Raw genomic sequence first — 18,135 nt, 5'->3', positions numbered from 1 at the left:
ATTTTTGAATCAGAAGGATTTAAACTGGCTAATAATACCAACTTTGCTCATTATCTCGAAATCTCTGTCAATATGCAGGACTTGCATATCGAATTTTCTTGCAAATGCAGCAATCGTACAGTCGTTGGACTTCCTGATAGTTACTCCTTTTTTCCTTAAAGCCCGATAAATTAAAGCCCCGGAAAGAGCGGCTTCAATGGAGTCCCATTCAAGAATATCAAAAGACAGCAAGCTCTCTTTTACCAGTTTAAATTGGCTATCTGATTTAATCCCCTGTAGCGTTTCCTGAACAATTACCGGGCATATACTTATTTTTTGATCTTGCCTGATCAATGACATCAAAGCTGCCACTTCCAGCTCTTCACCTCCATTTAAATAGCTAATCCATACAGAGGTATCTACCAAAACACCGCTACTTTTCATATACTGCGCATCTCATCAAGGTTACCTTCCCACTCTACCTTGCCATGGAGCTCAAGCATACGTAGCCTTTTCATCTTTTTCACGAATTGCTCAAGCGCTTCATTCACGACTTCTTTTTTTGTCTTTAGTTGACTTAATTCAAGCGCCTGCTGAATCAATTGGTCATTTATTTCGATACTTGTACGCATTTTTTATTTTTTTTTTGCATAAAAATATCAAAACTCAGGCATAAAATCAACCACTGTATTTGCACGCGTATCTTCATAAATCTCGCCTGACTGTGATAATTAGATTCAAATCAATTATGTAACAACAACAATTTTCAAGTAATGAAATGCCTTGATTTAATTTTTCCGCCTAGCAAAAAAGCTCTATTTTACCTCGGACAACAAACTGCAGACACCACTGACCATGGGAAAAAGGACGCCTGAGCGCCAAACCAAAAGCCAGCCTGCCACTGCCCCGAAAGGGTACCCGGCCTGGTTTACCAATTCGAAACTCCACCTCTGGGGCTTGTTTGCCCTAAGCTTTTTGCTGTATGCCAATACCTTGGGGCACGGTTATGCCCTGGATGATGCCATCGTGATCTACGACAATATGTTTGTCAAGGAAGGTATCAGCGGCATACCTGGCATTCTGAACAAGGACACCTTTTTCGGCTTCTTTAAGGAGGAAGGCAAGGCTGCGCTTGTGGCGGGGGGGCGTTACCGGCCACTATCGCTCATCCTGTTTGCTATTGAGGTACAGTTTTTTGGGGAAAGCCCCTTCGTGGGGCACCTGTTCAACGGGCTCTACTACGGTGCTACTACGGTGCTGCTGTACCTGGTATTGTTGCAGCTGTTCCGCCCGCAGCGGGGTCAGGTGAAGGCGTACTTCATTGCCCTGGCGGCAAGCCTGTTGTTTGCCGTCCACCCTATACATACTGAGGTGGTAGCGAATGTCAAGGGGCGGGACGAAATCCTCACCCTGCTGGGCAGCCTTGGGGCGCTATACCTCTCCCTTCGTGCCTTTCTCGATAAGAAACCACTTTACAATCTGCTGGCAGGTATAGTCTTCTTCCTGGCGCTGATGGCGAAGGAAAATGCCATCATGTTTTTATTTGTAGCACCACTGGCGTACTACTTTTTTACCTCCGCAAAGACTGGCGAAATCATCAAACAGGCCCTGCCCTTTGCTATCGCTGCCGGTGCCTTTCTGGCCATTCGGTTCTCGGTGCTGGGCTTTGGGCTGAGCGATCCGCCCATGGAGATGATGAATAATCCTTTTGTCAAAGTACAGGGCAATGGCTATATAGCCTTCACAGCACAGGAACGCTTTGCCACGGTGATATACTCCCTGGGGAAATACCTGCAGTTATTATTCGTGCCCGTCACCCTCACGCACGATTACTACCCCCGGGCGATTGGCGTGATGACCTTTGGAGACTGGGAGGCTATGCTCAGCCTGCTGCTCTACCTGGCGCTGGGTGCCTACGCCCTGTGGCGGCTCCCCAAACGCGACCCTATGAGCTTTGCCATCCTGTTCTACCTGATTACCCTGGCTATTGTCTCCAACCTGTTCTTTCCGGTAGGCACGCACATGGCAGAGCGCCTGCTGTTTATGCCTTCTGTAGGATTCAGCCTGGCGCTGGCACTGCTGGGCTATCGCTGGGCGGTAAAGGGAGCGCCTGCCGGCAAAATTCCAGCCTTCCGCCGCTTCAAACCGGTGCTGGGCGTGGTAGCTGGCATTGCGCTTTTGTTTGGAGTGAGAACGCTGCTCCGCAACCCGGTCTGGGCCGACAACTACACCCTTTTCACTACCGATATTCAATACTCGCCCAACAGCGCCAAACTACGCAATGCCGTAGGCGGCGAGCTTGTCACCCAATCCGTCAAACCGGAGAATGCCACCCGAAAGGAAGCCATGCTGCGCGAAGCCATCGGGCATCTGGAAGAAGCGGTACGCATCCACCCGAACTACAAAAATGCCTACCTCCTCATGGGCAACGCCTACAATTACCTGGAGGCTTACGATCAGTCCATTGCCGCTTATCAAAATGCCCTGTCGATTGACCCCAACTACCGGGATGCCAACCGCAACCTAGGCATCACCTATAAGGATGCCGGCAAATACTACGGCGAGCAGCTCGGGCAGGTGGACAAAGCCATCACCTATCTGAACAAGGCCTACGAACTGATGCCGGACGAGTACGAAGTCATCCGTCTGCTGGGCGTAGCCCATGGTATACGAGGCAACACCCCAAAAGCCATTGAATACTTTACCAAAGCGACCGAAGTTGCGCCCCAAAACCCCAGTGCCTGGTTTGACCTGGGCACCGCCTACTACAACGCCGGCGATCAGCAACGGGGGCAACAGTACCGCAATAAAGCACTGGAACTCGACCCCGGTTTCCTTGAAAAAATGCAGTCAAACAATTAAAACAAGCGACCTGAAATGATCCGACTACTGACTCTATGCTGCCTGCTCCTGATGGGGTACGGGCTACAAGCGCAAACTGATCCGGCAACCGCCTGGGCTGACTCCGTGTACAATACCATGACTGAAACCGAGCGCCTGGGGCAGCTCTTTATGATCCGTGCCCATTCTGACCTTGGCCCGGAACACATCCAGTCTGTAGAAACACAAATCAAAAAGTATAAGGTCGGTGGCTTATGCTTTTTCCAGGGCACACCGGAACGGCAGGTAGAGCTCATCAATCAGTACCAGAAGCTGGCGGAGCCCGTTCCACTTATGATGGCCATTGACGGCGAATGGGGGCTGGGCATGCGCATGAAATCCAGCACCATCAGCTTCCCGCGGCAGCTTACCCTGGGTGCCATACAGGACAACAGCCTGATTTATGAGATGGGGACCGAGATCGCCCGGCAGATGAAGCTGGCCGGCATCCACGTTAACTTCGCCCCGGTAGCCGATGTTAACAACAACGCCGCCAACCCAGTCATCAACAACCGCTCCTTCGGCGAGGACCGGATGAATGTAGCGGCCAAAAGCTGGCGGTACGCTCAGGGCATGCAGGACAACGGGGTGATGGCCTGCGCCAAGCACTTCCCGGGGCATGGCGACACCGATGTGGATTCTCACTACGACCTCCCGGTGATCCGGCACGACTATGGCCGCCTCGACAGCATCGAGCTCTTCCCCTTCCGGCAACTGGCCAAACAGGGCATCGGCAGCATGATGGTAGCCCACCTCAATGTGCCGGCTTTGGACGAGCGGGAGAAACGCCCCACTACCCTATCCTACAACACCATCACCAACCTCCTTAAGGAAGGGCTGGAATACGAAGGCATCGTCTTCACCGATGCGCTGGAGATGAAGGGCGTAACCAAACACTTCGAAAGCGGAGAAGTGGAAGCCGAAGCGCTGGTAGCCGGCAACGATATCCTGCTGCTACCCGAAGACATGGAGGCTGCCTACCGGGAAATCCGCAACTACATTGAAGCCGGGAAGCTAAGCTGGGAAGAGCTGGCGCCCCGGGTTAAAAAAGTGCTCCGCGCGAAATATGAGTTGGGGCTGCAGCAATTTGAGCCCCTGCGTACCGACAGCCTGCGGGAGCGCCTGAACACAGATGACGCTCTGGTGCTTAAGCGCAAACTCCTGGCCAATGCCCTCACGCTGGTCCGCAACCCCAACGACCTCCTCCCCTTCCGGCAACTGGAAGGTATCAAAATGGCGAGCCTGAGCATTAATGCCAGCAAAGTCACCCCTTTCCAGGACCGGCTGCAGGAGTATAAGAAAATGCCAGCTCTGCAATGCGGACAGGCACCATCGGAACGGGAGCAAGCCCGTATTATTGCTGAACTGAGTAAAGCCGATATCGCCATCGTTGGCCTGCATGACATGAGCAGCCGGGCTTCCAATGACTTTGGGATTTCGGGAGCAGCCCGGCGTATGCTGCAACAACTCCAGCAAAAGACCAAAGTGGTGCTTGTCGTATTTGGCAACCCGTACAGCCTGAAGTTTTTTGACGAGCAGGAATGGGTCCTGGAAGCCTACGAAGACAGCCCAATGATGCAGCACCTGGCCGCCGAAGCCCTGTTTGGTGCCCGCGCCATCAAAGGCCGGCTGCCCATCACGGCCTCTCCAAAAAGTGCCTTCGGAGATGGTGTGATTACTGGCAAACTGGCCCGCTTTGGTTTTGCACCGCCGGCAGCGGTAGGTATGGATGCGGCGACACTTGCTAAAATTGATGAAATCGCAGAGCAGGCCATTGAAGCCAGGGCGACCCCGGGCTGTGTGGTATTGGTTGCTAAAGACCAGCAAATCGTTTACAAAAAGGCATTCGGCCACCACACTTACTCTGGTGCGCAGCCTGTACATGCTGACGACATCTACGATCTGGCCTCAGTTACTAAAATTGCTGCGGCCACGCTGGCAGTCATGTGGCTGCAGGAAGCCAACCAAATCCACCTCGATACCCCCATCGTGCATTACCTACCAGAGTTGGAGGGTACTAATAAAGCGCAATTACGTTTAAGAGATATCATGGCGCACCAGGCTGGTTTGGAAGATTGGATCCCTTTTTACAAGCAAACTCTGGTACATACCCGTAAAGGTCGGATACTGCACAGCCGCGATTTCTTTCGCCGGATGCCGGAGCCAGGTTTCAGTACAGAAGTCGCTCCGGACATGTACCTTAGAGATGATTTTAAGGCCAGCCTGTTCCAGCAGATTTTTGATTCCAGTGTAGACGACAATCCACGCTATAAGTATAGCGACCTTGGTTTTTACCTGATCGCTGAGATGGTGGACCGCCTTACAGGTATGCCTTTGGATGAATTTACGCGCCGCCTGTTTTATAAGCCTATGGGGCTGGAAACCGCTACCTACCGCCCGTTGGAGCGCTTTGAGCCTTTAGAAATAGCGCCTACCGAAATTGACAACTACTTCCGAAAGCAAGCTCTGCGGGGCTATGTGCACGATATGGGCTCAGCTATGCTGGGCGGGGTGAGCGGGCACGCCGGCCTGTTTTCCAATGCCCAGGACCTCGCTGCTATCATGCAAATGCTGCTCAATGGAGGGCTCTACAGTGATCAGCGCCTCCTCAACGCAAAAACCATTGAGGCTTTTGCCCAACGGCACCCCAAGTCTACCCGCCGTGGTATAGGCTTCGACATGCGCCAACTGGATCCCAGCAAGTGGATCAACCTGCCCGCCGATGCCTCCGATGCTGCATTTGGGCATACCGGCTTTACCGGCACTTGTGCCTGGGCGGACCCGGAGGAAAACCTGGTCTTCGTTTTCCTTTCCAACCGTACTTTCCCGGATATGAACAACTACCGGCTCAATAAGCTCCGTACCCGCCACCGTATCCTTAGCACGGTATACGAAGCTATTGAGCAGTACGGGTACCTGACGGATGCCAATACCACGCAGCCCCCACAAGGCATAGTAGTTCGTTAAGACTGTGTTGGGGTTTCACCCTTTGGGCTGCATTTGCCAAATTTATCCTGCACTTCGTTGCTCTTCAGTCGCTTAGCTCAGGCTAGGCTCCCTCATCGCGCCCCAGACGATGAATGTCGGGATCAAAGACTTGTTCAGAATAAAATTTGACTTCATTCGCTCCAAAAGCGAATTCCCAACACAGTCTAAGCCCTCTTATCGCTTGATTACCCGGCGCACGAGTGAACGCTCCCCATTGCTGACTCGCACAAGGTAAAGCCCTGCTGCCCAAGCGGACATATCTATTGGCAGTGTCGCAGCACCATTGACCTGCAGCTTTTGAGCAGAAAGCACTTGGCCGTGTATCGTCATTAGTTCTACTTGATAGTCGCCTGCGTCCGCTTCGCTGATGCGTAGATTTGCTGTTTCACCTGCGGGATTTGGGAATACCTCGACTGCAGCCTCAAGGGCCAGACGGTCTGCTATATTGCTGGTCGCATCCTCAGTAAGCACAACCGGTGCATCCAGTGTAGCTACGCCATCACCGCCGGAACCATTGCCGTTGTTGGCTGCCAGAATGGAACTGTAGAAACGCACCTCACCGGTACCCGCCTCCGGAGCCACCCATTCTATCTCAAAAGCACTCTCCTGGCTGCGTGAGCTATGCTCGGGATACTCCCGCCCATTAAGGGCAGTGATTTGTACGCCAGAGGGCGCATTCTGAAAATCGCCAGCCTGTGCGTTATTAGCTCCGGTAAGCGCAACCGCCTGAAAGCCGAAAACAGAAGGATTGCCTGTGAATCCGGCTGAGACCCGCATGGTATACACTTCTCCGGGAATATACGCGGCTACCGCTTCCCCATCCTTCAGGATTTCCAATTCGATGATGGGCGAGAAATTATTGCCCCCATGGCAGGCGCCACAGGTAGCGCTGCTCAGCGGTGAGCCGGTACGATCCTGGCCCTGTACTGCCCCGGCACCTGAGCTGTTGCCAAGGAACAGAAAAGCACCGCCCGCCAGCACAAATAGCGTGTAGAGTAATTTAAACTTCATCGTTGGTGGTTTATGAGTGTAAATGATGAAGTTTAAGACAGAAAGCGTTGCAAAAGGTTTATCTCCACCTTAGAGAAAGCCGGGGCTAATCTGCAGCGAGGTCGTGCTCGCGACGGTAACCGTAGCCTTGCTCTGGATTTTTGCCGGGCGTACCGACAAAAAAAGCATCAATATGAGAGAAATCCAGTTCCTTATTGCCAGTTGGGTGAAACGGGGCACTGATCGTGATGCACTTTTTTTGCCAATCGAAGCGCGTCATAACAATGGGGACCTGAGCACCCATGGCGATATAGTAGAACCCGGATTTCAGCTTGTCTACCCGGCTTCGTGTACCTTCAGGAGCTATGCACATGGCGAAGGCGTCTTTTTCATTGAAGATGTCGACCACCGCATCCACATAGCCGGTACTCCGGTTCCGGTCCACAGGATAGCCACCCAACAAGCGGAAAAGCCAGCCCAGTGGAGGGCGGAAAAGGCTGTCCTTGCCCACATACTTGATATCGAGCCCCAGTGCAGAGCGAGCCAGCAGACCGACCGGAAAATCCCAGTTCGAGGTATGCGGCACGGCAATGAGGACGTACTTAGGCGGCAGTGCCTCATATGCGGTGACAATACGCCAGCCCAGCCAGCTCAAAAGCATTGTGCTAATGTACCTTCCCATCTTTTTAAGACGCTTCACTTTGGTTAGAGGCTACCAAAATAATCAATTTTGCAAAATGTAACTTACCGCTCCTGATTTGCGTAAGAAGAGGAGGACAATGCGAGTGGCAACACTTGACAAAAATGCGTAATTTGCGGCTTACTGCCCAAAACCGATTAAACACACGAGCACCTTGAAGCGACTGACATCCCTTTTTTCCCTGCTTTGCCTAACGCTCTGCCTGCCCGCACAGGAAGCGGCAGCGCCTCCACCACCCGAGATTATACTATCCGTCCCGGCTGGTTATTATCCGGAAGCCATCTCCCTGGACATTCAGTGCCCGGGCGGAAAAGTCTATTTTACGCTCGACGGTTCAACGCCGACCCAACGATCGGCCCGCTATCAAAACCCAATCACCATTCAGGAAACCACGGTGCTTCGGCTCCTCGCCACCTATGAGGACGGGCGCGACGAGGTACTGGAAGGGCACACCTACTTCATTGGGGAGCCAGAGACCAGCTTTGCCACTATCTCTATCGGGATAGACCCATCTACGCTTTTTCATCCTTTCCACGGGCTTTTTATGCTGGGTGCCAATGCAGTAGATACCCTTTGGAAAAAACCCGGTGCCAACTTTTGGAGCAAAAGAGAAACCACCTGCAATCTGGAGATCTTCGAAAGCAACGGGCAATGCGTATACCGAAGCCCTTCCGGATTCCGGCTATTTGGAGGCATGAGCCGCCTTTTTCCACAAAAATCCATAGCGCTGGTTGCCCGGGACGAATACGGAGAGCACCGCATTGACCACGAAATTTTCGGAAAGCCCGGCAAGAAGAAGTTCAAGTTCCTGGTCCTGCGCAACTCGGGCAGCGATTTTGGGAAAAGCCACTTCCGGGATGCCCTCATGACCAGCCTGGTAGAAGACTGGGACCTGGAGACCCAGGACAACCGCCCCGCTCATGTCTACATCAATGGGCGGTACTGGGGCATCTATAACATCCGCGAAAAAATCAACCGATACTTCATTGACAGCCACTTTGAAGAAGTGGAAAACGACAGCGTGGATATCATGGAGCACCGGTACACGGTCAAAAGAGGCAGTGCACGGCATTACCGTTCTCTGCTCCGCTATCTGGAAGAACATGACTTGAGCGAGCCCGGGCATTTTGATTATGTAGCCACACAAATGGATATCGACAACTTTCTGGACTACCAGATTGCCCAGATTTACTTCGACAATCAGGACGCAGGCGGCAACATCCGGTACTGGCGCCCTCAAACTGAACGTGGACGGTGGCGCTGGATCCTCTACGATACTGACTGGGGCTTTGGCCTGCATGAACCCAGTGCCTTCGAGCACAATAGCCTGGCTTTTCATACCAACCCCGATGGCCCGGCCTGGCCTAATCCGCCCTGGAGCACTTTCCTTTTGCGCAAATTGCTGGAGAATGAGGATTGCCGCCACCGTTTTGTCAACCGCTTTGCCGATCGCCTGAATACCTCTTTTGAGCCCCAACGAGTACTGGATCAGGTCAACTTCTTTTACGAACGGCTGAAGCCCGAGATGCCCCGCCATCTGGACCGATGGAAGCTTAGCCGTACGGACTGGAATTTCCACGTAAACGTCATGCGCACCTTTGCACAGGAACGCCCGGGATATGTACGCATGCACCTGATGGAATATTTTCAGACCGGAGCACAGCGCAAGGTCTCTGTGGGCAGTACCAAGGGTGGACAGGTCGTCCTTAATGAAAACCTGACCATCACCTCCGATACCCTGCTGGGCACCTACTTTGAGCGGTTCCCTATATCCTTGGGTGTAGTAGCCCACCATGGCTACCGGTTCTCCCACTGGGAAGGGGTCATTGCCGGGGACGAACGCCGGGAACTATCCCTTTCGCTGGCACCGGGAGACACAGAGGTTTACGCCGTCTTCGAGCCTTACATCCACCCGCTGGAAAGCAAGCTGGTTATCAACGAAATATCACCTAAAAGTGGAGATGCCGGCGATTGGCTGGAATTGTATAACGGATCCAAAGAGCGGCTCAACCTGGCCAAGTGGACCCTAAGTGACCTTAAGCAAAACACCTTCACCTTTCCGGCAGTAACGATTGAGCCCAACGACTATCTGGTCATTGCAGAAGATTCTGTGGGATTCAGGGCCAAATATCCTAAAGCCTATAATGTGATTGGAGGCCTGGACTTCGGGCTGAATAAACGGCAGGAATCCATTGCCCTGTATTCTATCCTTGGCGCTATGGTAGACAGCATTAGTTACGAAGCCCCTCCGGTAGATTCGGCATTCGTACTGAGCCTCCTGTTGCCGGACCTCAACAACTCGGACCCTCAAAACTGGGCATTCCGGCCGGGCACCGGCACACCCAATGCTGCCAATCCGTATTATGTGGAAAGCCGGGTGCGGGCGCAGCAGACGCGATGGATGCAAATAGGACTGGCAGGTGGGGTATTTGTACTGAGCCTCTTGCTATTGGTTTTGCGGCAGCGCAGGATTCTATAGCCACCACAGCAGAAAAAGCAACCCAATGAGTTTACGCAATGCTTTCAGCCCAGCGGAGGCTACATTGCGTACTGACTGATAATTGATTTCCAGCACTTCCGCAATCGTATGGTAGTCCATTTGTTGGAAATACTTGAGGTAGAGGACCTCTTGCTGCCGCTTGCTGAGTTGCTGCATCGCCTCTTTCAGCCGGGCGATCCGTAGTTCCCGGCTTTCTGCTTCGATGATCTCGGCATCAATGGAGGTCACCGTTTCCTCTTCAAGCTTTGTCTCGTCCAACTCACCGGTGATTCGGCGCAGCCGGGTATTGCGGCGGATGAGGTCCCGGCGCAGCGCTACAAAGAGGTACCGGCGAATGGAGTCGGTGGCCCCAAGCCCGTCCCGACGCCTCCACAAACCTATAAACATGTCCTGAATAACATCCTCGACGAGCGCCTCGTCGTTAATGATTCGGCGCCCATAACGGAACAGATCTGCCACCTCCCTGCGGTAGATGGCCTCCAATGCGGACTTTTCGCCACGTCGAAGGGCTTCCCAAAGCTGCATGTCATTCATACGGGCTGTTATTTCTGCCTTAAAGATAGGGGTTAGACGGCAGAAGTTGTAGAGGGATTAACCACAGGGCATAAATCCTTCATCAAAATCTAAATACAGGGGCTCCGCTTTCCGCTTTTGCAGGAGGTACGGCCAATAGATTTTAACAAAAATCCGATATTTTCGTTAGTTGAATAATTAAAGCTTCTTGTAATGAACCAACTTATCCGCTATTGCTTTGAGCTGTTACTGCTATCTGCGCTCCTTCCCGCTTGTCAGCCTGCCACAGCCTCTGAACCCAATCAGGATGAGGCCCTCAACCTCGAAGAAATCACTATTGCCGAATTACAGGAAAAGTATGCATCCGGCACGCTTTCCGCTGCCGCTGTAGTGCAGTACTACCTCGACCGAATCGCTGCGACCGACCAATCCGACCCGGGCCTGAATTCCGTCTTAACCATTAATCCCGATGCCCTGGACATTGCCCGCAGGCTGGATGAGGAACGAGTCAACGGGCGGGTACGCGGTCCCCTGCACGGTATTCCGGTGCTCCTAAAAGACAATATTGATACCGGCGACCAAATGCCGACCACTGCCGGCAGCCGGGCGCTGGAAGGGTCTGTTGCACCCGATGATGCGTTTATTGTCAAACAATTGCGGGAAGCCGGGGCAATTATTCTTGGCAAGACCAATCTCAGCGAGTGGGCGAACTTTCGAAGCACACATTCGAGCAGTGGCTGGAGCGGGCTCGGTGGCCAAACGCACAACCCCTACCGACTCGACTGTAATCCCTGCGGGTCAAGTTCGGGTTCCGGAGTAGCAGTTGCCGCCAACCTCTGCGTGGCGGCGCTGGGTACGGAGACCAATGGCTCCATCGTATGCCCTTCCTCTGCCAACGGGATTGTGGGCATTAAACCTACGGTGGGGCTGCTGAGCCGCGATGGCATCATTCCTATTTCCTTTACGCAGGATACGCCCGGGCCTATGGCGCGTACCGTCACGGATGCCGCTATCGCACTGGGTGTGATGACTGGCGTAGATCAGGCGGATGCCAAAACCACTGCAAGTGAAGGGCAATTCAAAACCGACTACACGCCCTACCTCGACAGTACAGCCCTGAAGGGCAAGCGGATTGGCTACTACACCGCCCCCAAAGGCACTCACTACAAAGTGGACACCCTGATGGAAAGCGCCATGCAGACACTGCGCGAACAAGGGGCAGAAGTGATTGCCATTGAGGACCGCCTGCCTTCCCAAACCGGCAGCCTGAGCTATCAGGTGATGCTCTATGAATTCAAAGACGGGCTCAATCAATACTTTGGCAGCCTGGGCCCTGATGCTCCGGTGAAATCAGTCGGGGAACTCATCGCTTTCAATCAGGCCGACGAGGTGGAGCTCCGGCATTTCCATCAGGATATTTTGGAACAAGCCGCGCAAATGGGGCCGCTGGATAGCGATGATTACCGCAGTACCGTATCAGAAATGCAGCGCCTGGCCCGGGCTGAAGGTATTGATAAAATCATGGCCACCTACGAACTGGACGCCCTGATCGCCCCCACCGGTGCCCCGGCCTGGAAAACCGATCATGTCAATGGTGACCACTACACCCTGGGCAGTTCCTCCCCTGCTGCCTGGGCCGGTTATCCCAATATCAGCGTGCCTATGGGCTTTATCGAAGGGCTGCCGGTAGGCTTATCCTTTTATGGTACTGCATGGAGCGAACCGGTGCTGATCGGGCTGGCGTATGATTTTGAGCAGGCGCGGGGGGCGCGGCGGGCACCGGAGTTGTAGTATTTTGAGCTACTTTTACCACCGCTATCCTCACTAAAATGATCCGAAATGCGAAACTCGCTGCTACTGCCTTTGTTGCTGGCCCTAATCCCATTAGCGAAGTTGTCTGCCCAACAGCCGCAGGCCCTTACCGCCCCCTTCGAACTGGACAGCAATACCACTGCGACCTACCAACAAACGATTGCATTTTACGAGACGCTAAGCCTGGCTTATCCACAGCTGCACCTACAGGCACATGGGCACACTGACGCAGGCTTCCCCCTGCATACGGCCGTGCTCGCCACCGGCGGAGCCTGGCAACCGGAAGCGGCAAAAGCGCAGGGCAAAACGATCATCTTCATCAATAATGCCATTCATCCCGGAGAGCCCTGCGGGGTGGATGCCACGATGCTGCTCCTGCGCAACTGGCTGCAAAGCCCGGAGAAAATGGCGCTACTCGACCGCCTTGTGGTGGTGGCTATCCCGTTTTACAATATCGGTGGAGGGCTCAACCGCGGGCCGCACAGCCGCGCCAATCAGGACGGGCCTGAGGCACATGGCTTCCGGGGCAATGCCCGCAACCTCGACCTCAACCGGGACTTCATCAAAGCCGATTCCCGCAATGCGCAGACGTTTAATCAAATTTTCGCTGACTGGCAGCCGGACCTGTTCGTTGATAATCATACGTCAAATGGGGCCGACTATCAATACACCATCACCCTCATTCCCACCCAAAGCGACAAGCTCGATCCCCACCTGTCTGATTACCTGGACAACCGCCTGCTCCCCCGCCTTTACGCCGACATGGAAGCCGATGGGTGGGAAATGACGTCCTACGTTTACGCCCGCAGCACACCGGATGAAGGCATTGCGGCTTTTCTCGACCTGCCCCGCTACTCTACCGGCTATGCGGCATTACACAATACCATCGGGTTCATGCCCGAGACGCATATGCTGAAGCCCTTCAAAGACCGGGTAAAAAGCACTTACACGTTTATGGACAACCTGCTACAGGCCGCCTGGGACGACCATGAATCCATTCAGCATGCCCGAAAGCAAGCCCGTACCCATACTATCCAAAAGGACACCTTTGCCCTGAACTGGGCACTCGATATGGAGCGTCAGGTACCTCAAACTTTCAAAGGCTACACCGCCAAATACAAGCCAAGCGAAGTCTCCGGGCTACAACGGCTCTACTACGACCGGGAGGCGCCCTACACCAGGGAAATTCCCTACTTTAAGTTTTACAATACCACGGTAGCCGTCCAAAAGCCCATCGCCTATGTCATTCCACAGGCTTATCAGGAGGTTATCGAACGGTTGCGGTGGAATAATGTCACGCTGCACCGCCTTACGGAAGACCAAACGCTGAAGGTGGAACAATACCGCATCGAAGATTACAAAGACCGCGCTGCCTACGAAGGGCACTACCTCCACTACGGCACAACCGTAACCACCGAAGACCGCCAACAGCGCTACCATCGGGGCGACTACGTGGTCCTGACCAATCAGCCCCTCAACCGGTACATTGTGGAAACCCTGGAACCGCAGGCGCCGGACGCCTTCTTCTCCTGGAACTTTTTCGATGGCATACTGATGCAAAAGGAGTATTTCTCAGCCTACGTATTTGAAGACAAAGCAGCCGCTATGCTGGCGGCAGACCCGGAACTAAAGGCAGCGCTTGAAGCCAAAAGGGCGGAAGACCCGGAGTTTGCCAAGTCCGCCTGGGCTCAGCTCAACTTCATTTACGAGCGGTCTCCCCACTATGAGCCTACCTACCGGCTATATCCCGTAAGCCGCCTGATGGATCTGCAGGATATCCGCTTCCAACCCGAAACAGAGTAGGCCATGCTGTTGCTTTTCATCGGTGGCTATCTGCTGCTGACCCTCGGTATAGGCTGGTGGGCTTCCCGCCGGGTGCACTCCACAAAAGACTTTGTTATTGCCGGGCGTAACCTGCCTATGGTGGTGGCGGCTTCTGCTCTTTTCGCGACCTGGTTTGGTTCTGAAACCATTATGGGCGCCAGCTCAGAATTCGTGGAGCACGGGCTGATCGGGGTGATCGAAGACCCCTTTGGTGCTGCGCTTTGCCTGGTGCTTGTAGGGGCGTTTTTTGCCCGCCCGCTGTACAAGCTGAACATCATCACCTTCAATGATTTCTTCCGTATCCGCTTCAGCCGGCAGGCAGAGGTCATCTCCGCCCTGTTCATGATCCCTTCCTACTTCGGATGGATCGCGGCACAGCTCGTGGCTATGGCGATCATTCTTAATACCATCGCCGGGCTCACCCTGCTGCAAGGCATCCTGCTCTGTGCGCTGATCGTGGTCTTTTACACCTACATCGGCGGGATGTGGGCGGTTTCCATCACAGATTTTTTGCAGACCATCATGATCATCATCGGGCTGCTGATCATTGCGTGGCAATTGTCGGAGCAGGTGGGAGGCGTACAGAAGGTGGCCGCTTCGGTGCCGGAGGGCTTTTTCCGGTTTTGGCCGGAGGGCAACTTCCACAGCATCGTGCACTATATCGCGGCCTGGATTACGATCGGGCTGGGGTCTATCCCGCAGCAGGATGTCTTTCAGCGAGTCATGTCGGCTCGGTCGGCAAAAACGGCGGTAACGGCCTCCTATCTTTCGGGCTTCATGTACCTGACCATTGGATCAATTCCACTCTTCATCGGCCTTTGCGGCAAAATGCTCTACCCGGAACTGCAGATGGTGGACGACACGCAGATGGTCCTGCCCTTTATGGTGCTGGAACACAGTAGCATGTGGGTGCAAATCCTCTTTTTCGGAGCATTGCTGTCAGCGATTCTAAGTACGACCTCCGGCGCTATGCTTGCCCCGGCTACCGTCATTGGGGAAAACCTGGTGCGCCCCTACTTTCCCGACATGTCCGATCAGCGGTTGCTGTTGGTGATGCGGCTGTCTGTGGTAGGGGTTGCCATTTGTTCTGCACTCCTTGCCGCAAGCACTCAGAACATCTACGAGCTCGTCGGGCAGTCTTCCGCCCTCAGCCTTGTGAGCCTGTTTGTGCCACTAACGGCAGGGCTGTACTGGAGGCGCGCTTCGAACATTGGTGCCCTTGCGGCCATTATCATCGGTATGGCGGTTTGGCTAATTTGCGAATGGCAAGCCACTGCAATCCCAAGCCTGATCTACGGCGGGCTGAGCAGTTTGCTGGGCATGCTATTGGGCAGTTGGCTATGGCCAAACGATCCGAAAAAAGTACTATTCCATGAAGACACGATTTAACATCCTGATTTTAAGCCTGCTCCTGTGGGGGTGCGCCACCAAGCCTTCGGGCACCTTTTCCACCACGACCAAGCCGATGGCACCGGATTACAGTCAGGCAGACGCCTGGGCTGCCCTGCCCTCCAAAACCGATCATGCCGACCGGGCACCTGACGGTCTGGAAAATCAACAGGATAGTGCTGCCGCCGATGTGTTTTTCCTACACCCTACCACCTACACCGGTAAGCGGGGCGACCGGCTCTGGAACGGCCCGGTTGGGAAAGCTGATTTGCAGGAGCGTACGCTGGAAGGACCGATCTTATTCCAGGCGAGCGCCTTCAATGCCGCGGGCAAGGTGTATGCGCCATTTTACCGGCAGGCGCACCTTGAAGCTTACTTCACCAAAGATACGACAAGCGCCAAACAAGCCTTTGACCTGGCGTATAGCGATATCCGGCGGGCATTTGAATACTACCTGGAGCACTACAATGACGGGCGGCCGATCATCATCGCTGCTCATAGTCAGGGGACTACCCATGCCAAACAATTGCTACGGGAGTTTTTTGATGGGAAGCCGCTGCAATCACAACTCGTAGCCGCTTACATCATTGGTATTCCGGTACGCCAAACAGATTTTAAAAACATACCGCCCTGCACCGACAGCCTTGACACCAGCTGCTATGTTTCCTGGCGGACCTTCCGGCGGGGCACCAAAAAGGAGCCTGAACCAGCTGTGGTTGTGACCAACCCCCTGCTTTGGGATACCACCAAGGCGTTTGCGCCCCGTACGCTCAATGATGGTGCTGTACTGACTCCCTTCGAAAAGGTGCGCCCCAATAACGTTAGTGCGGAGGTGCGCGGACCCGTACTGTGGAGCAGCAAACCTCAGTTTCCAGGCAGCTTCCTTATGCTGCGCCGCAACTATCATGTAGGCGACCTCAATTTATTTTATGTGGATATCCGGAAAAATGCGGTACAGCGGGTGGAGCGGTTTAGGGAGTGAGTTACAGTATTGGTATCTAAAAGGAATTCCTTTCCCATTCGTCACGTAGCTTATCTAACTGCAAATCAATTTCTTCCATCGAATAAGCGTTTTGAAAAACAGCTCTGTATTCGCTGAATGCAGCCTTTTTTTTCAGATACTCTATTCTTATTATCGATATTACGGGACTTATACTTGAATAACAGAAAGGAAATGAAGTCTTCAACTTCTTTTTTCAGCCCCGCGGGTAGTTGATTAAGCTGTGCTAGAATTTGTTGATCGCTCATTGAGTAACCTAACTTTGATTAGTTGGCTAATCCTATTACTTTACTAATATAACTGACCTTTCGCACGCGAAATATTTGGAAAATTGATTAATAATGTCAGGGCAGTTATCTTGCAGCTCAAAGGAGCGAAAGATGAAAGACCCAAAGTTACTAGACTTGTATTCGGACTACCTGCTGGCATCGTTTCGCATGGCGACAGCCACCGGCTTGTCCGAGCTGACCGATCAGGCACTGAGCCATGACAAGATCAGCCGTTTTTTAGGGCAGGAAGCCTTCACGGCAAAGGACTATTGGCGTTGCATAAAGCCTTTGGTACGTAAAGTGGAGCACCCGGACGCGGTCATCAAGATAGATGACACGATCGAGGAGAAGCCGCACTCTACGGAGAATGAAGTGGTCACTTGGCACTGGGACCACTCCAAGAAGCCGAAAGCGGGGCACACCAAAGGGATCAACATCCTGAATTTCCTTTACCAGAGCCCACAGGGCATAGAGCTGCCTGTTGCTTTTGAGATCGTGCGCAAGTCGCAAGAATACGTGGATACCAAAAGCGGGCAGGTAAAGAAGCGCAGCCCCCGCAGCAAGAACGAGATGCTGCGCGACCAGCTTTTTGCACTTGTCAAATACAACCGCGTGCCCTTCCGCTATGTGGTCTGGGACACTTGGTTTGCTGCCAAGGAGAACTTTGAGTTCGTGCACTATGAGCTGGGCAAGCATTTTATCAGTGCCTTAAAGAGCAACCGCAAGGCTGCCCTTACCATGGAAGACAAACTGGAAGGCAAGTTCCACCGAGTCGACGGGCTAGAACTGCAAGCAGGCCAGGCCATTACTGTTTACCTTAAAGGGCTGGACTTCCAAGTCCAGCTGGTCAAACAGGTCTTTATAAACCAAGACGGCTCAACTGGAGACTTGTACCTGGTCACCAACGATCTGGAGCTAAGCGGCCCAGCTATCTGCACAACCTACGGGACACGCTGGGGAGTGGAGGTATTCCACAAATCGCTCAAACAAAACGTGGGGCTGGAAAAGTCCCCCACCAAGCACGAGACATCCCAGTGCAACCATGTTTTTGCTGCCATGATTGCCTGGACTAAACTCGAACTGCTGTCTGCAAAAGAGCAGACCAACCACTTTGCCCTAAAAACCAAAATTTATGTCAATGCCCTCAGGGCGGCTTTTCAAGAGGTGCAAAGGCTCAAAGCCTATGTCCCTGCAATTGGGCCGCCAAACGGGCTAGCCACCCCTCTTTTGGGGTAAGGCTTTGATTAACTTGTTCATGCGAGTGCTTTTTCAGTGCCATGCACTGAGTGGG

At 53.4% G+C, this 18,135-nt stretch carries 14 protein-coding genes; 8 read left to right on the top strand and 6 right to left on the bottom strand.

All coding sequences use genetic code 11. The annotated features are described in order from the left end of the window. Nucleotides 1-9 precede the first annotated feature (9 nt). A complete protein-coding gene (gene vapC / locus IX84_RS13730) occupies nt 10-423 on the bottom strand; it encodes a type II toxin-antitoxin system VapC family toxin (RefSeq protein WP_044221729.1) in 414 nt (137 codons plus the stop codon). After that, nucleotides 420-611, bottom strand: coding sequence for a type II toxin-antitoxin system VapB family antitoxin (locus IX84_RS13725; RefSeq protein ID WP_044221725.1), 192 nt, complete (start codon nt 609-611; stop codon nt 420-422). The genes vapC and IX84_RS13725 overlap by 4 nt, the downstream gene beginning before the upstream one ends. A 223-nt stretch (nt 612-834) precedes the next feature. Here IX84_RS13725 and IX84_RS13720 point away from each other — a divergent pair, with 223 nt between their 5' ends. Both IX84_RS13720 and IX84_RS13715 read left to right on the top strand, forming a co-directional pair. Then, nucleotides 835-2,841 (top strand): tetratricopeptide repeat protein, encoded by a 2,007-nt coding sequence (locus IX84_RS13720; protein WP_044221723.1) that lies wholly within the window; start codon nt 835-837, stop codon nt 2,839-2,841. 15 nt (nt 2,842-2,856) lie between these two features. Further along, nucleotides 2,857-5,826 (top strand): glycoside hydrolase family 3 N-terminal domain-containing protein, encoded by a 2,970-nt coding sequence (locus IX84_RS13715; protein WP_072013661.1) that lies wholly within the window; start codon nt 2,857-2,859, stop codon nt 5,824-5,826. Between the two features lie 195 nt (nt 5,827-6,021). On the opposite strand, the gene IX84_RS13710 is transcribed toward IX84_RS13715, so the two are convergent. Next, complete coding sequence (locus IX84_RS13710) at nt 6,022-6,858, bottom strand: T9SS type A sorting domain-containing protein (RefSeq protein ID WP_052516004.1); 837 nt, start codon at nt 6,856-6,858, stop codon at nt 6,022-6,024. 85 nt (nt 6,859-6,943) lie between these two features. Continuing rightward, nucleotides 6,944-7,519 (bottom strand): 1-acyl-sn-glycerol-3-phosphate acyltransferase, encoded by a 576-nt coding sequence (locus IX84_RS13705; protein ID WP_044221715.1) that lies wholly within the window; start codon nt 7,517-7,519, stop codon nt 6,944-6,946. A 172-nt stretch (nt 7,520-7,691) separates the two neighbouring features. On the opposite strand from IX84_RS13705, the gene IX84_RS13700 reads away from it, so the two are divergent. After that, nucleotides 7,692-10,016 (top strand): CotH kinase family protein, encoded by a 2,325-nt coding sequence (locus IX84_RS13700; protein ID WP_044221713.1) that lies wholly within the window; start codon nt 7,692-7,694, stop codon nt 10,014-10,016. Here the strand turns inward: IX84_RS13700 and IX84_RS13695 are convergent. Beyond that, on the bottom strand, nt 10,011-10,571 hold the full coding sequence (locus tag IX84_RS13695; RefSeq protein ID WP_044221710.1) for an RNA polymerase sigma factor: 561 nt from the start codon (nt 10,569-10,571) through the stop codon (nt 10,011-10,013). The genes IX84_RS13700 and IX84_RS13695 overlap by 6 nt on opposite strands. A 192-nt stretch (nt 10,572-10,763) precedes the next feature. Between IX84_RS13695 and IX84_RS13690 the strand changes: the two genes are divergently transcribed. From IX84_RS13690 to IX84_RS13675, 4 genes are read left to right on the top strand one after another with little or no spacing between them, the layout of a single operon-like run. Continuing rightward, nucleotides 10,764-12,341 (top strand): amidase, encoded by a 1,578-nt coding sequence (locus IX84_RS13690; protein WP_044221707.1) that lies wholly within the window; start codon nt 10,764-10,766, stop codon nt 12,339-12,341. Nucleotides 12,342-12,389: 48 nt separating this feature from the next. Further along, entirely contained in the window at nt 12,390-14,165 is a 1,776-nt protein-coding gene (locus tag IX84_RS13685) for a M14 family metallopeptidase (RefSeq protein ID WP_044221704.1), read from the top strand. 3 nt (nt 14,166-14,168) lie between these two features. Further along, a complete protein-coding gene (locus IX84_RS13680; protein WP_044221702.1) occupies nt 14,169-15,575 on the top strand; it encodes a sodium:solute symporter family protein in 1,407 nt (468 codons plus the stop codon). Beyond that, nucleotides 15,559-16,557 (top strand): DUF3089 domain-containing protein, encoded by a 999-nt coding sequence (locus IX84_RS13675; RefSeq protein ID WP_044221698.1) that lies wholly within the window; start codon nt 15,559-15,561, stop codon nt 16,555-16,557. Before IX84_RS13680 ends, IX84_RS13675 begins: the two co-directional genes overlap by 17 nt. 65 nt (nt 16,558-16,622) lie before the next feature. Here the strand turns inward: IX84_RS13675 and IX84_RS34600 are convergent, their stop codons facing one another. Then, nucleotides 16,623-16,823 (bottom strand): DUF2281 domain-containing protein, encoded by a 201-nt coding sequence (locus IX84_RS34600; RefSeq protein ID WP_044221695.1) that lies wholly within the window; start codon nt 16,821-16,823, stop codon nt 16,623-16,625. Between the two features lie 132 nt (nt 16,824-16,955). Here IX84_RS34600 and IX84_RS13665 point away from each other — a divergent pair, with 132 nt between their 5' ends. Next, nucleotides 16,956-18,080, top strand: a complete 1,125-nt coding sequence (locus tag IX84_RS13665) for an IS701 family transposase (RefSeq protein WP_044215897.1) — start codon at nt 16,956-16,958, stop codon at nt 18,078-18,080. Nucleotides 18,081-18,135 lie beyond the last annotated feature (55 nt).

Origin of the sequence: Phaeodactylibacter xiamenensis (assembly GCF_000759025.1) — a bacterium.
Taxonomy (GTDB): Bacteria; Bacteroidota; Bacteroidia; order Chitinophagales; family Saprospiraceae; genus Phaeodactylibacter; species Phaeodactylibacter xiamenensis.
This window is presented reverse-complemented; position numbering and strand designations above follow the sequence as displayed.

Excerpts from the sequence above, each read along its gene's own strand:
- vapC (WP_044221729.1), bottom strand. The coding sequence starts at position 423 with ATGAAAAGTAGCGGTGTTTTGGTAGATACCTCTGTATGGATTAGCTAT.
- IX84_RS13725 (WP_044221725.1), bottom strand. The coding sequence starts at position 611 with ATGCGTACAAGTATCGAAATAAATGACCAATTGATTCAGCAGGCGCTT.
- IX84_RS13720 (WP_044221723.1), top strand. The coding sequence starts at position 835 with ATGGGAAAAAGGACGCCTGAGCGCCAAACCAAAAGCCAGCCTGCCACT.
- IX84_RS13715 (WP_072013661.1), top strand. The coding sequence starts at position 2,857 with ATGATCCGACTACTGACTCTATGCTGCCTGCTCCTGATGGGGTACGGG.
- IX84_RS13710 (WP_052516004.1), bottom strand. The coding sequence starts at position 6,858 with ATGAAGTTTAAATTACTCTACACGCTATTTGTGCTGGCGGGCGGTGCT.
- IX84_RS13705 (WP_044221715.1), bottom strand. The coding sequence starts at position 7,519 with ATGGGAAGGTACATTAGCACAATGCTTTTGAGCTGGCTGGGCTGGCGT.
- IX84_RS13695 (WP_044221710.1), bottom strand. The coding sequence starts at position 10,571 with ATGAATGACATGCAGCTTTGGGAAGCCCTTCGACGTGGCGAAAAGTCC.
- IX84_RS13690 (WP_044221707.1), top strand. The coding sequence starts at position 10,764 with ATGAACCAACTTATCCGCTATTGCTTTGAGCTGTTACTGCTATCTGCG.
- IX84_RS13685 (WP_044221704.1), top strand. The coding sequence starts at position 12,390 with ATGCGAAACTCGCTGCTACTGCCTTTGTTGCTGGCCCTAATCCCATTA.
- IX84_RS13680 (WP_044221702.1), top strand. The coding sequence starts at position 14,169 with ATGCTGTTGCTTTTCATCGGTGGCTATCTGCTGCTGACCCTCGGTATA.
- IX84_RS13675 (WP_044221698.1), top strand. The coding sequence starts at position 15,559 with ATGAAGACACGATTTAACATCCTGATTTTAAGCCTGCTCCTGTGGGGG.
- IX84_RS34600 (WP_044221695.1), bottom strand. The coding sequence starts at position 16,823 with ATGAGCGATCAACAAATTCTAGCACAGCTTAATCAACTACCCGCGGGG.
- IX84_RS13665 (WP_044215897.1), top strand. The coding sequence starts at position 16,956 with ATGAAAGACCCAAAGTTACTAGACTTGTATTCGGACTACCTGCTGGCA.